Origin of the sequence: Streptomyces sp. NPDC093149 (genome assembly GCF_044754145.1) — a bacterium.
GTDB lineage: Bacteria > Actinomycetota > Actinomycetes > Streptomycetales > Streptomycetaceae > Streptomyces.
The window spans coordinates 25706-37654 of sequence record NZ_JBIVON010000036.1; the positions used below are offsets into that span (position 1 = coordinate 25706).

The following is an 11949-nucleotide window of genomic DNA, read 5'->3' on the forward strand; positions in this document are numbered from 1 at the left end:
ATGGCGGAGAGTGACTGGCTGCTGGGAAACATCCCGCAGTTGAAGGGAGTGCGTCACACCGTACTGGTGACCAGCGACGGTCTGGTGAGGGCGCACTGCGCCTCCACGGACAGGGACGACGCGGAGCGGGCCGCGGCGGCCATCAGCGGGGCGCAGTCGCTCGCCAGGGCGCTCGCCGGCCAGTTCCCGCCCGAGGTGGACCACGGGGGACCCGAGGATCCGTGCTTGGGCCAGATGGTGATCACCATCCCGGGTGGTCATGTGTTCATGCGGCCGGCCGGCACGGGGTCCGTGCTCGCCGTGGTCACTGACATGCAGGCGAACCCGGGCATGATCGCCCAGTTCATGCAGGAGCGCGTGCAGCAGTTGGGCAGGGGGCTGGAGACGCCCGCCAGGACACCTGGCCCCGAGCATGGATGACACCGGGGAGGACTACCGGGACCACCCCGTACGGTCTTTCGTGCTGACGGGCGGCCGTGCCGAGGCGAAGCGCCAGTTCCGCATCGACACGCTGCTGATCGCGACCGACACGGACGATCCGCTGCCGCCGGCGGCGACCCGTCAGGCCCGGCAGCTCCTGGAGCTGTGTTCCCGGATGCAGTCCCTCGTCGAAGCCGCGGCCCTGCTCGGCCTGCCGACCAGCATCGTCAGCGTGCTGGCCTCCGACCTCGTCGACTCCAACCATCTGAGCTGGCGGCAGGCCATCCCCAAGGCCGACGCCCCGGACCGCGATCTGCTGCGTGAGGTGCTGCATGGTCTCCAGAAAATCTGACTCCTCCGGGCTTCCCGCAACAACGGACAACGCGGTCAAGATCCTTGTTGCCGGTCCGTTCGGTGTCGGCAAGACGACCCTGGTCGGATCCGTCAGCGAGATCACCCCTCTGCGCACCGAGGAGCCGATGACGGTCGCAAGCGTGGGTGTCGACACCCCCGGCAGTGCGACGAAGACCCACACGACGGTAGCGATGGACTTCGGCCGCATCACGCTGAGCGACACCGTCGTGCTGTACATGTTCGGCGTACCGGGGCAGCAGCGCTTCTGGGCCGTGTGGAAGGGCCTGGCCGAGGGCGCCATAGGCGTGGTCGTCCTGGTCGATACCCGCTGCCTGGAGTCCTGCTTCGAGGTGCTCGGCGAACTCGAGCTGCACCAGCTGCCGTTCATCGTGGCGGTCAACGTCTTCCCCGATACACAGAGGCACTCCCCCGAGGAACTCCGGGAGGCACTGGACCTGCTGCCCGAAACCCCCGTGGTGGAGTGCGACGCCACCAGCCGTGACTCATCGCGGGACGTCCTGATCGCTCTCGTTGATCACGTACGCGGCCCGGACCTGCCCGCGCCCTCCTCCGTCAAGGAGCTTGAATGACAACCCCTCCTCCCGAATGCCCCGCACGCACGGCCGCCAGCCCAGTACCGCTGTCCGGCATCACGGCCAGCACCAGCCTGCCGGACACCTACCATGACCTGCGGGAAACGTGGGGGCCGGTGGCCCGCGTCGAACTTGAGCCCGGGGTAAACGCCTGGCTGGTGATGGGGCATCCGGAACTGCTGCACCTCGTCCGCAACGAGCACGTGTTCAGCCGCGACGCACGGAACTGGGGCGACTACCAGAGCGGCGTCGTCGCGCCCGACTCGGGGCTGGGGCCGATGATGTTCTACCGGGACAACGTGATCGGCGCCGACGGCATGGAGCACCGTCGCCTGCGCCGCCCGCTCGACGACGCCCTGGCAGCGGTCGACCAGCGGCAGATGCGCCGGATCGTCGAACGGACATGCCGGGACCTCCTGGCCGCGTTCAGGCATCGCGGGCACGCGGACCTGGTCAGCGAGTACGCCCAGATCGTCCCGCTGCTCGCCCTCGCCGCCGTGTCCGGCCTGGACCCGCAGGAGCGGCAGGAGCTTCTGGAGACGCTCGCGGCGCTCTTCGGATCGGCGGATGATGCCCAGGACGGCAACCGCCGGTTCGAGGAGATCCTCGCCCGACTGATACGCGCCCGCCAGGTCAAGGGTGCGAGCGACATGGCCAGTTCCCTGGTCCGGCACCCGGACCTGCGCTCCGACGACGAAATCCTGCAGTCTCTCGTCGTGCTGATCTCCGCCGGGCAGCAGACCCTGTCCGCCTGGATCTCCCGGGCCCTGTGGCTGATGCTGACCGACCCCCGCTTCGAGAGCCGGCTGCGCGGCGGACGTCTCGGCGTGGGCGAAGCCCTGGACGAAGTCCTGTGGCACGACCCGCCCATGACCCACATGCCCGCACGCTACGCCCTCATCGATACCGAACTCGGCGGCCGGCGGATCGCCTGCGGCGATGCCCTGATCCTCGGCCTGGCCGCGGCGAACGCCGATCCGCGCATCCACACCGACGCCATGGAACGGGAGATCGACAACCGGTCCCACCTCGGCTGGAGCGCGGGCCCGCACCAGTGCCCGGCCCGTACCCCCGCCCGCCTGATCGCCCGCGTCGCCGTCGAGCAGGCCCTGCACGGCTTGCCCCGGATCGCACTCAGCGTCCCCGCCGAAGCCGTGACGTCCTTCCCCTCCCCCTGGATGCGTCACCTGGAAACCCTGCCCGTCACATTCGCCCCGGCCCGGGACACCGCCCTGGACCCGTCCGTCCGATAGCCCATCCCGCCCGCTCCCGCACCGCGTACCGGAGGTAGATCATGACGGCACCACAACACAACGCCCCGCACGTTCCCGTTCTGCGCCTGGACCCGACCGGCGCCGACCACCAGGGCGAGGCCGCACGCCTGCGCGAGCTCGGCCCGGTCGTGAAGGTGATCCTGCCCGGCGACGTGGAAGCATGGGCCGTGACCACGCACCGGCTGCTGACGGAACTGGTGAACGACCCGCGGGTCAGCAAGGACTGGCACCGGTGGACGGACATCCGCACCAACCGGATCCCCGAGGACTGGCCGCTGACCGGCATGGTCAAGGTCACCAACATGGTGACGGCCGACGGCGACGACCACCGCCGCCTGCGCCGCGTCGTCACCCAGGTCCTCACCCCTGAACGCGTCCGGGCCATGCGCCCGCGCGTCACCGAACTCGCCCACACTCTCGTCCAGGCACTGCCCGAGCACACCGGCCCGGACGGCTCCGTCGACCTGCGTGAACACCTGGCCTACCCCCTGCCAATGACCGCCATCTGCGACGTCATCGGAGTCCCCGGCCCACGCCGCCCCCGGATGCGGCGCCTGGTCCGGTCCATCTTCGACTCCACCGCGAAGCCCGAAGAAGTCCTCTCGACACAACGCCTCATTTACGAGCTCCTCGACGAGGTCGTCGCGCACAACCGACGCGCACCGGGCGACGATCTCACCAGCAACCTGATCGCCGTCCAGAAGGACAACCCCAACCTGCTCAGCGACACAGAGCTGACCGGCACCCTCTGGCTGATGATCTCCGCCGGCCACGAAACCACCCTCAGCCTCATCACCAACGCGCAGCGCGCCCTGCTCACCCACCCTGACCAACTCGACCTCGCGCTGAGCGCCGGCCCGTCCGTCTGGCCCGTCGTCGTGGAGGAAACCCTGCGCTGGGACGCCCCCATCGGCAACTTCCTCGCCCGCTACCCCCGCGAGGACCTGCACATAGCCGGCGTGACCATACCCGCCGGCGACGCGGTCCTCGCCCCCTACAGCGCAGCCGGCCGCGACAGGGCCCAGCACGGCCAGGACGCCGACCGGTTCGACATCACCCGCACCCAGGCCCGGCATCTGGCCTTCGGCGGCGGCCCCCACGTCTGCCTCGGCGCACCCCTGGCACGGATGGAAGCCGCGATCGCGCTGGAAGCCCTGTTCAGCAAGTACCCCGATCTGTCCCTCGCCACCAACCCCGAATCACTGGTTCCCGTGCCGTCCCTGATCTCCAACTCCGTCCAGGCTCTCCCCGCCTACCTCAACCAGGCCCGGGCATGAGCCAACACCCCAACGTCACCGCACACACATGCTCTGAAGGAGACCGGCAGTGAACGCCCCCGCCCCCGCCCCCGCAGTCGACGTCGACGTGAACAGCACCACCCAGGCCACCGCACCCTCGACCGCCCGGGTCACGGACTGGCTGCTCGGCGGGGACCGCCACCACTACCCCGCAGACCGCCGCCTGGGCATGGACGTGCTCAACGCGGCACCCTGGACCAGCAAGGCGCTCGAAACCAGCCGACAGTACGCGCATCGGACGGTCGAGATGCTCTGGGACTGTGGGATCACGCAGTTCGTCGACCTGGGCAGCGGACTGCCGACCCTCAACCCACGCTTTCCCTGCACCGCTCTGTCCACCGGCCCTGACGCCACCGTCATCCATGTCGACTGCGACCCGTACGTCATCAATCACGGCCCCCAGCTCCTGAGCAGCCGGCCGGGTCTGCACTGCTTCGTGCACGCGGATCTGCGGAACATGCTGCAGATCCTGCGTGATCTGCCGCTCCACGGCCTGGACCCGTCCCGGCCAGCCGGATTCCTGCTCCATGACGTCCTGCCCTGGATCCCCGACCATGCGGACGCCCGTGCCAGCGTGGGCGCGATTCTTGACGGGGCGCCGCCCGGCAGTGTCCTCTCGCTCACCCACTCCACCGCCGACCTGCGCCGTGACGAAACGGCCGCGGCCGCGGCACGCTGCTACGCCGCGGCGGGACTGCCCATGCGCCTGCGGACCGCCGAGGAGATACGCGACCTCACAGAGGCGTCCCCCCGCCCCTGGCCCATCCGTGACCCCGGCATCGTGCCGGTGGGCCAGTACCACCTGAACCGCTCCCGCACAGCCCTGCCGCCCCACCACGGCAACAGCTACGCGGCGATCCTGATCCACCCGAAGCCCGCACACCGCTGACCAACCCCGGCCAGCCGTGTCCACGAGGACGTACTCCTCACGGACACGGCTTCCCGGGGGCCTCTCCAGCCAGTGCGGCCACCGCAAGGGCCGCAGGTTGAAACCGGCACCGGAGAGGACGGCGCAGCCCTGCGGGCGGGCTCGACCCTCGCGCAGCCCCGCCGGTAGCCCTGCGCCCCGGCTGCCTCCCGGCCCTGATCCACTCCGGGGGGAGGCAGCCGGCCCCATCGCACTCCATCCCCAACCCCCGTCTCACGTTTCACCTGAAATGGAAAGAAATGCGCAGAGGACCCGAACCTGCCGGACGTGCCGTCCTGGCCAGCCCGGCTGTGCCGCCGAGCCCTCTCAATGCCCGGCATGTGCCCTACATCGCCATGACCGCGGACGAGAAATCACCGGCGCCGGATCTGGTGAAAGGCCCGGACGGGTGGATCGCCTACCGCACACCGGGCCCCTACGACCGCCACCCCGGCATCGATGTCCTGCTCGCCCGCACAGAGGGCACCCCCGGCGGCAAGGTCGACGGGGGCCGGCTCTCACCCCTGCGCCAGTTCCATTGCATGGACCTCCGACGGTGTCAGGGCTGCAGAAGACCGGCCACCCACGTGCCCAAGAAGGGGACGCTGTGGGTCTTGACCGAGTTCCTGGAGACCGGAGAACGCAGCGCCATCACAGGCCCGACGGACATGCCTCCCTCCTGTGCCAGGTGCGCTTTGCGCCGATGCCCTGTCCTGGAGGAGCGCGGCCGACAGCTGCTGTGGGTGCGCCAGGCCCCGGTTTACGGGGTGTTCGCCGACCTCTACCCACCGCCCAAGGGGATCCGCGTGCTGGAGCAACTGGTGCCGTTGCGGAACGAGCGCGTCATGTCGGCCGCGGTAGCGACCCGGCTCGCCCGGGACCTGCGCGAGGTGACCTTCGCCGACCCGGAGTTCGTCGCCGCTCTCGCCGCACAGCTGGGGAAGCCGTAATGCCCGCGCCGAGCAGGATTTTGGCCCCCCGTGCCCAGGAAGCGTCGATGAACCGCCGTGCCGATGGCGCGCGCCGGTCGGCCAGCCGCCTGGGACCGGCCGGCCTGGACACCATGCCCCCAGCCGCTGCCGCAACTTCATGAGGACTGATGAACGCACCATTCGACCTTTCACCTCGTCGCAGGGAAGCCGCAGCGCTGAACGCTGTTGGTCTCACCCCAGAGGAGATCGCTGACGAGCTGGGCATAACCACCGGTGGGGTGCGGTCCCATCTGCGGGATGCGCAAATTCGGTTGGGAGTGAAGGCCGACCGTCCGCTCACGTACCTCCTGCTGGCTGGTGGAGGCGTGGACCTGTCCAGGCTTCGTACGCCGTTGTTCGATCCCGTAGATGAGCTCACCCGGCCGACCCGCCCCGCTGGCCCCGGATGCCGCCCGGCGGTATCCGCAGGCCGCGGCCGTCGCACCCAGGTGTCCGGCACTGCGACGCCACCGGCTGCCCCACCGTGCCCGGTATGGGGCGGCGGATCGACTGCCTGGCCGGCCCGCGCGGTATTCGCCAGCCGCGCTGAGACGGGGGGTATGTGATGCCCGTCGTCACACACCCCGCCGTACGGGTCGTGGGCGGATACCTGAGGGACGCACGCGAGCGTCGCCTCATCTGGCCCGCGCAACCTGCCGATCTGATCCGCGTAAGCGAGGAGACCGTCCTCTCGATGGAGGCCGGACATACCCCGATCACGCTCCGGCACATCGAACTGCTGTGCCGGCTCTACCACTGCTCCGACGACATCCCCGTGCTGAAGAACCTGGCCACCGCTGCCATGCACCGGTCGGGAGACATCGCGGACGAGGCCCCCGGACACCACCGGCGCCTGGCCGGATGCGCCCGGCAGGCGCGGGAGGCGTGGTGGGTCTCGACCGCGGTGATTCCGCCGCCGCTGCAGACCGCTGCGTATGCTCGCGCGGTCGGATACCCATCGTTCGCGCTTCCCGATGCCCCGCTGCCTTCCCCGCACGCGGTCTACGTCCTGGACGAGTGCATCCTCCTCACTGACCGCGTCGCCCCAGAGGTGATGGCGCCGCAGCTGCAGTACCTCCTCGACCTGGACGTTGGTGAGGTGCGTGTGGTGCCCGGTCGGATCGCCGCGCCGCGAGGTCATCTGGTCGAGCTCAGGATGCCGGCCGGGCCGGTCTTCGCCCGGCCGGAGCACGACGGTGTCCTTTACGTGCCGGCGGACAGGCGCCTGTCCGCCTTCATATCCGATACGTCGGATCTCACCACACCCGCGGCCTCACGCGAGCTGCTCGTGCACGCCGCGCAAGAGCAACTCAGCCGCGCCTACGTGCACACCGGAGCCGCCCGATGCCCCGAACCGCTCTGATCGCATTGCGGCTCACTGTCCCGATCGCAGCGCCGCTGTCCGTAATTGTCGCCGCGTCACTGCCCCGCTGAACCGCTGCCCCGGACCTGACCGGGCCCAGCCATCCCTGCCCATAACCGCCCCGCACAGGAGCACCGTGTCCCACCCGCCACTCGACGCCGCATACATGTCCCTCCCGTCCCAGGCCGCAACCGCCTGCCAGCGCCTCGCGCTCCTGCCCGTGAAGGACGTGGACGTCGCGCTCGCCGCTGCTGTATGCGGCGGCACCCATGCCGACGTCATGAACCTGTTGACCGCCCTGGCCGACGCCCAGCTCCTGACACGCGCAGACGAGCAGCCCGGACGTGGACGGGTGTTCGTGTACCACGACGAGGTCCTTGCCCATGCCCGGGCCACCGCTCACCCGGAGAGCAAGCGGGAAGTCGTGCACCTGGCCCTGGAATGGCTGATCGCCACTGCCTCCGCAGCCGAGCAGCTCGTCACGCCCAGCCACGCCGAGTTCCGCCGGACCTACACGGCCGCCTCGCAGCCCGTACCGCTCTCCTTCGAGTCGGAGCCCGAGGCACTGGCCTGGCTGGAGAGCCAGCTCCCCAATCTGATGACCGCGGTCCGGGCCGCGACCCGGGCAGACCTGCACTCTTGCGTCTGGCAGCTGGTTCACGCGATGTGGCCAGCCTGGCGGCACTTCCGCCGCTATCAGTGGTGGATCGAGGCCCACGAGGCCGCGGTGAGATCGGCACAGCGATGCGGAGAGCTCGCAGCGGGGCGGGTGCTGCTGAACACTCTCGGCCTCGGATACCGCCACACCGGCGAGCACGAACGGGCGCTGCAGGCGTTCCGGGACGTGGAATCGATGGCCGAGAAGGCCGGCGACACCCAGATGACGGCCCGGTCACGACATGAGCAAGGTGTGCAGTACCGAGAGCTCGGACGTTATCCCCAGTCTCGTCGGCGCCTGATCTCCGCGCGCCAGATGCGCGTCACGGCCGGGGACTTGGGTGGGGTGGGGCTGACGGATATCGAACTCGGCCGGCTCGATCTGGCATGCGACGACCCTGCCTCCGCAGCCTCCCGGCTCGCGAAGGCGCACCAAGCACTCGCTGAGGCCGGCGACCCGTACGACGCCGCCCGTGCGAAAGCGTGGTGGTCGCGAGCCGTGGCCCAGTGCGGGGACTACAGCGAATCTCTGCGCCTCGGCAAGGGCGCCCACGAGGAGTTCGTGGCCTGCCGTGCCTACATGTGGGCGGCCTGGACCGTTGAGTTTCTCGGCCTCAACGCCAAGGAGGCCGGGCTGCCCCAGGAAGCGGCCGACTGGTTCCGCCAGGCCCTGGCTGCTTATGAGTCGCTGCGCAGCGACTCCGACGTACTGCGGCTCCGGGACCGACTCGCAGACATCACCGGCGCCGCGGAGCAGCTGTTCACAACAGAAGCAGACTTCGTGGAGTCCTTCCCCGACCGCCACAGGGGATACCGCGCCCCTATCAACCCGGTCGACCCCAACCGGAAACCGACCGTGTGACGCGGGAACAGAGCACCTTCACGCCCGCTTAGAAAGGCCCTTGCACAGCATGTCCAGTAACGTTCTGAGTCCAGATGTCCGCTCCCAGGTCTACCGGCTGAAGGGCCGGATACCCGAGGGGTTCCGGCCCCGCGAGTGGGTGGTGCGCACTCCTGTGGGCATGTACCCGGTGCCGCCCGCGGTGCAGGCCCTGCTCGCGATGGAGTGGCCGTCACGGCAACGGCAGCGCCTCATCTTCGATGACGAGTCCGGGCGGGAAGTCCACCTGGGCGCGTACTGCGAAGTCGAGAACGGCCTGGTCGAGGAAGAGACTCCTCGGGCCTGGTACGCGATCGGCTACGACCAGGGGCAGTGCTATCTCGTCGTCGATCTCGCCGATATGGACGGGGACTTCCGTGTCTACCAGGTGGACCACGAGGGTGGAGAGGAAGCGGGTGAAGGCCTCCACCTTTCCACTCTGCTTTCGGAACTGCGGTCGGCAAGCGACCACTTCGACTTCCCCGCCGGGACCGACCGGCGGCCTGGAGCAGCCCGGTCTGCGATCGATGCGCACACGTTCGTCCACGCCCGCCCGGATGAGCTACTGCCGCTCCTGGACCACGTCACCTCGGTCGAGGACCGGCTGGCCTCCCATGTCTACCGCACGTCCGTCGACCGGCACCGTGACAGCGACCCGGTGACACGCCGCCAGGTCCTGGCCATGGACGCCGTGCGCTGGAGAGCGGACGAGTTGGCCTGCGCGATTACCGCCGTCCCGGTCGACGGGGCACCCGCGGAGGCATGGGCGGTCGAGTGGGCCACCGGGAGCCAGCTCGACCCGCGCGTGCGTGGGCGGTACCGGGTCGGCAGTATCCAGGTGACCGCCGTAGCCCAGGGCCGGCCTGTCCTGGTCGCGGTGGGCACGTCGGCGCTGCACGTCATCGACCTCGCCACGGGCGCCACCGTCGTCGAGGCACGCCTTGAATCGCCGCAGAAATTCCGAGCCCTTGCTGTCACCGAGGCGGGCGGCCGCTGGATCGCCGTCACCGGCGCTGCCTGTGTCGGCCGGTGCGATGACGGCGGGTGCGGCGGCGGGTGCGGCGGACGCATCGAGCGCTGGAGCCTCACCGACGGCACCCCGGCCGGCGCGCCGATCACCGGACACCTGGGGAGCGTGCGGGCAGTGGCGGTGGCCTCCGTGGCCGGCAAGCAGGTCATCATCAGCGGCGGCGGCGACCGCGTACTGCGCATGTGGGACCTGGAGACGGGAGCCCCGCTCAACGCCCCGTCCGCGGAGGTGCCGGACCTCGACGAGACCGGTGCCATCGCCGCGATCGCCGTCGGCGAGGAGGGCGGCCGCACCATCGCGGTCACCGGAGCAGAGGACGGCACCGGCCTGGTATGGGACCTCGAAAGCGGCGGGACTCTGGGGCGGTCCCTCACCTCAGATGACCCCGACCGTGTGGACGCCTGGATCTCCCACGCTTCCATCGCCCGGTTCGACGGCCGGCCTACCGTGGTGACCAGCGGCGACGACAAGCTGCGTCTGTGGGATCCGCAGACAGGGAAGCAGCTCGGCGACGCGCTCGGCGAGGGCTGCGTCAGGTCCGCGGTCGCCGAGATCGACGGCCAAAGCGTGGTCGTGACCGCCAGTTACAGGGGCGTCGTCAAGGTGTGGGACCTCCGTGACCGGCGTGTTGTCCGCGGGCCCGTCTCGGTCCTCTCAAGCTCGGGCGGCTACGTCGACGCGCTGAGCACGGCGTTCGTGAACGGACGCCTGGTGGTCCTGGTCAGCAAACACGGGCACACCGTCGTGGTGGACCTGGAGGCCGCTCCCGTCCCCGGCGAGGGGCCCCGCCGGGGGCACGCCGACGAGATCATCGCTGTCGCTGTGGGCGGCTCAGATTCGGGAGCGCATCTGGTCACCGGCAGCCGCGCCGATGCCGCCCGGGTGTGGAACGTGGGCGACGGCACCGAGCTGCACGAGCTGTGTACCGTCCGCTCGGCCGGCATCAAAGCGGTCGCTGCGACGCGTCTCGGCGACCGGCCCGCGGTCGTGACGGCCGAGAGCGGCAAACTGCGGGTGTGGGACCCGTCTACCGGCGAGCTCACGCGCACGATCGGAGTGGGCGGCCGGGATGGCCATCAGGTGCTGGGCATGTCCGTCCTCGACCACAGCCACCGAACGGTGGCGTTCACTGCCGGATACGACGGCCGGGTGCTGGGATGGGACCTGGCCGAAGGTGGCCCGGCCGGGCTGCCCTCGCTGACCGGGCACGCCCAGTACATCAAGGCGGCCCTGCCCATGACAGTGGGAGACCAGCCCGTGGTCGCGGTCACCGACCTCGACACCGTGCGGATCTGGGACCCTGCCTCCGGCGAGACGACGCGCACCCTCCGGCACGAGCGGAACGTCGAGTGCATGACAGTCCTGGACTCGGCCGCGCGCCAACTCCTGATCACCGCGTGCCACGACACACTCCACATCTGGGACCCTGCCACTGCGGAGCGCCTGGGCTCCATCCACACCGGCGACACCGTGCGCGCCCTGTCCGCTGCCGAGATTGACGGGCAGTCCCTGGTGGCCGTCGGAGGCTACCGGCGAACCGTGCGGCTGTGGGACGCAGCGACGTGCCAGCAGGTGGGGTCCACTCTCACCCTCCCCGATGACGTCGGCGCCCTTGCCCTGGCCCCTGGAGGCCGCCTCGCCGTCGCCTTCGGACCAGACATCGCCCTGCTCTCATGGAGGGACTGCCCTCGGCGGGGTTTGACCGAGAGCGCGTAGAGGGCGATCGATGCACCACCGCTTGGCACCCCAGAGGGGCCGTACACGTCCGATGCTGCCCGCGCGAGCCTCAGCGGTGGCACCGCGACCGATTCGCCCGCACCAGGACCCTGCCGACGCCCAGGCCTCCGCTCCGGCAAAGACGGCGTATCGCCCGCTCCACAGGCACGACCGAAGAGAGCGTCAGAAAGAGGCTGCGCCTCCTGATGCAGCGGCTGGACGCCCGCTCGCGCGCACACCTCGTCGCCTACGCGGCCCGCAACGACCCGATCTGACACAGAAAGCCATGTTCCGAACCGCCGCCGCTCCCTCATCCGCGGATCACTCCGCAGCAGGTTGTGGCGTGCACCGCACGACCACGACCCACGCTTCAGACAAGGACCGCCAATGACCGGGCGCATCGAGGATTACGCACTTATCGGAGACATGCAGACCGCCGCCCTGGTCTGCCGGGACGGCACAGTCGACTGGCTGTGCCTTCCCCGC

The 11949-nt window shown here is 69.9% G+C and carries 11 protein-coding genes; all 11 read left to right on the forward strand.

Translation table 11 applies throughout. The features are described 5' to 3' along the window. The 11 genes from ACIQCZ_RS40275 (at window position 1) to ACIQCZ_RS40325 (ending at window position 11463) form a co-directional block, all read left to right on the forward strand. Window positions 1-420 (forward strand): roadblock/LC7 domain-containing protein, encoded by a 420-nt coding sequence (locus ACIQCZ_RS40275; protein WP_402290898.1) that lies wholly within the window; start codon window positions 1-3, stop codon window positions 418-420. After that, window positions 413-772, forward strand: a complete 360-nt coding sequence (locus ACIQCZ_RS40280) for a DUF742 domain-containing protein (protein WP_402290900.1) — start codon at window positions 413-415, stop codon at window positions 770-772. Before ACIQCZ_RS40275 ends, ACIQCZ_RS40280 begins: the two co-directional genes overlap by 8 nt. Then, window positions 753-1364: a GTP-binding protein gene (locus ACIQCZ_RS40285; protein WP_402290903.1), complete on the forward strand. Its 612-nt coding sequence runs from the start codon at window positions 753-755 to the stop codon at window positions 1362-1364. Before ACIQCZ_RS40280 ends, ACIQCZ_RS40285 begins: the two co-directional genes overlap by 20 nt. Beyond that, window positions 1361-2620 carry a cytochrome P450 gene (locus ACIQCZ_RS40290; RefSeq protein WP_402290904.1) on the forward strand — a complete coding sequence of 420 codons (1260 nt, stop codon included), beginning with the start codon at window positions 1361-1363 and terminating at the stop codon, window positions 2618-2620. Before ACIQCZ_RS40285 ends, ACIQCZ_RS40290 begins: the two co-directional genes overlap by 4 nt. 41 nt (window positions 2621-2661) lie before the next feature. Next, the gene (locus tag ACIQCZ_RS40295) at window positions 2662-3918 is read left to right on the forward strand and encodes a cytochrome P450 (protein WP_402290905.1); all 1257 of its coding nucleotides are present in this window, start codon (window positions 2662-2664) and stop codon (window positions 3916-3918) included. A gap of 49 nt (window positions 3919-3967) precedes the next feature. Next, window positions 3968-4828 carry an SAM-dependent methyltransferase gene (locus tag ACIQCZ_RS40300; RefSeq protein ID WP_402290906.1) on the forward strand — a complete coding sequence of 287 codons (861 nt, stop codon included), beginning with the start codon at window positions 3968-3970 and terminating at the stop codon, window positions 4826-4828. 278 nt (window positions 4829-5106) lie between these two features. After that, window positions 5107-5796 (forward strand): hypothetical protein, encoded by a 690-nt coding sequence (locus tag ACIQCZ_RS40305; protein ID WP_402290907.1) that lies wholly within the window; start codon window positions 5107-5109, stop codon window positions 5794-5796. Window positions 5797-5945: 149 nt separating this feature from the next. After that, complete coding sequence (locus ACIQCZ_RS40310; protein WP_402290910.1) at window positions 5946-6383, forward strand: helix-turn-helix transcriptional regulator; 438 nt, start codon at window positions 5946-5948, stop codon at window positions 6381-6383. Then, window positions 6383-7180, forward strand: a complete 798-nt coding sequence (locus tag ACIQCZ_RS40315; RefSeq protein ID WP_402290912.1) for a hypothetical protein — start codon at window positions 6383-6385, stop codon at window positions 7178-7180. The genes ACIQCZ_RS40310 and ACIQCZ_RS40315 overlap by 1 nt, the downstream gene beginning before the upstream one ends. Before the next feature lie 136 nt (window positions 7181-7316). Further along, window positions 7317-8699, forward strand: coding sequence for a hypothetical protein (locus ACIQCZ_RS40320; RefSeq protein WP_402290913.1), 1383 nt, complete (start codon window positions 7317-7319; stop codon window positions 8697-8699). 49 nt (window positions 8700-8748) lie between these two features. After that, the gene (locus ACIQCZ_RS40325; RefSeq protein ID WP_402290916.1) at window positions 8749-11463 is read left to right on the forward strand and encodes a WD40 repeat domain-containing protein; all 2715 of its coding nucleotides are present in this window, start codon (window positions 8749-8751) and stop codon (window positions 11461-11463) included. The last annotated feature ends 486 nt before the right edge of the window (window positions 11464-11949 follow it).

Excerpts from the sequence above, each read along its gene's own strand:
- ACIQCZ_RS40275 (WP_402290898.1), top strand. The coding sequence starts at position 1 with ATGGCGGAGAGTGACTGGCTGCTGGGAAACATCCCGCAGTTGAAGGGA.
- ACIQCZ_RS40280 (WP_402290900.1), top strand. The coding sequence starts at position 413 with ATGGATGACACCGGGGAGGACTACCGGGACCACCCCGTACGGTCTTTC.
- ACIQCZ_RS40285 (WP_402290903.1), top strand. The coding sequence starts at position 753 with ATGGTCTCCAGAAAATCTGACTCCTCCGGGCTTCCCGCAACAACGGAC.
- ACIQCZ_RS40290 (WP_402290904.1), top strand. The coding sequence starts at position 1,361 with ATGACAACCCCTCCTCCCGAATGCCCCGCACGCACGGCCGCCAGCCCA.
- ACIQCZ_RS40295 (WP_402290905.1), top strand. The coding sequence starts at position 2,662 with ATGACGGCACCACAACACAACGCCCCGCACGTTCCCGTTCTGCGCCTG.
- ACIQCZ_RS40305 (WP_402290907.1), top strand. The coding sequence starts at position 5,107 with ATGCGCAGAGGACCCGAACCTGCCGGACGTGCCGTCCTGGCCAGCCCG.
- ACIQCZ_RS40310 (WP_402290910.1), top strand. The coding sequence starts at position 5,946 with ATGAACGCACCATTCGACCTTTCACCTCGTCGCAGGGAAGCCGCAGCG.
- ACIQCZ_RS40315 (WP_402290912.1), top strand. The coding sequence starts at position 6,383 with ATGCCCGTCGTCACACACCCCGCCGTACGGGTCGTGGGCGGATACCTG.
- ACIQCZ_RS40325 (WP_402290916.1), top strand. The coding sequence starts at position 8,749 with ATGTCCAGTAACGTTCTGAGTCCAGATGTCCGCTCCCAGGTCTACCGG.